This is a genomic window from Rhizobium anhuiense, from assembly GCF_003985145.1.
GTDB lineage: Bacteria > Pseudomonadota > Alphaproteobacteria > Rhizobiales > Rhizobiaceae > Rhizobium > Rhizobium anhuiense.
On the sequence record NZ_ML133561.1, the window covers coordinates 1 to 986 of the forward strand.

The window sequence follows — 986 nt, forward strand, 5'->3', positions numbered from 1 at the left end:
TCGGAGATCCACTTGCACTTGGCCGCATCGCCGACCAGCACCGGCACGATATGGCTCGGATTGGGCATATGCGGAATGCCGCGCTGGTCGAGCAGCGCTCTCAGCTTGCGGACCCGGTCCTGATGGCGGGCGCGCTCGAACTGGCTGACCTTCAGATGCTGGATCGAGGCGACGGCGCCGGCGGCGAGCGCCGGCGGCAGCGCCGTGGTGAAGATGAAGCCGGAGGCGAACGAGCGGATGAAATCGCAAAGGGCCGTCGACGCGGCGATATAGCCGCCCATCACCCCGAAAGCCTTGCCGAGTGTGCCTTCGATGATCGTCAGCCGGTCCATCAGCCCTTCGCGCTCGGCAATGCCGCCGCCGCGCGGGCCGTACATGCCGACGCCATGCACTTCGTCGAGATAGGTCATCGCCCCGTATTTGTCGGCGAGGTCGCAGATCTCCCTGATCGGGGCGATGTCGCCGTCCATCGAATAGACGCTCTCGAAGGCGATCAGCTTCGGCGCCTTCGGATCGGCGGTCGCAAGCTTGGCTTCGAGATCGGCCACGTCATTGTGCTTCCAGATCACCTTGTCGCATTTGGCGTAGCGGATGCCCTCGATCATCGAGGCATGGTTCAGCGCATCGGAGAAGATGATCAGGCCGGGGATCTTCGCACCGAGCGTGCCAAGCGCCGCCCAGTTGGACACATAGCCCGACGTGAAGATCAGCGCCGCTTCCTTGCCGTGCAGATCGGCAAGCTCACGCTCGAGCATGACGTGATGGTGGTTGGTGCCAGAAATATTCCGGGTGCCTCCCGCACCCGCGCCACAGTGGTCGATGGCGTTCTTCATCGCCTCGATCACCTTCGGGTTCTGGCCCATGCCGAGATAGTCGTTGGAGCACCAGACCGTGACTTCCTTTTGGCCATCGGCCGTATGGCGCGTCGCGCGCGGGAAATTGCCGCGGTGACGTTCGAGATCGGCAAAAACGCGGTAACGGCCCTC

The 986-nt window shown here is 63.6% G+C and carries 1 protein-coding gene; it reads right to left on the reverse strand.

Going from position 1 to position 986, the window contains the following annotated elements:
- Positions 1 to 986, reverse strand: a 986-nt coding sequence (hemA, locus tag EEQ99_RS34340; RefSeq protein WP_127431942.1) for a 5-aminolevulinate synthase, incomplete at both ends; no start/stop codon positions are given.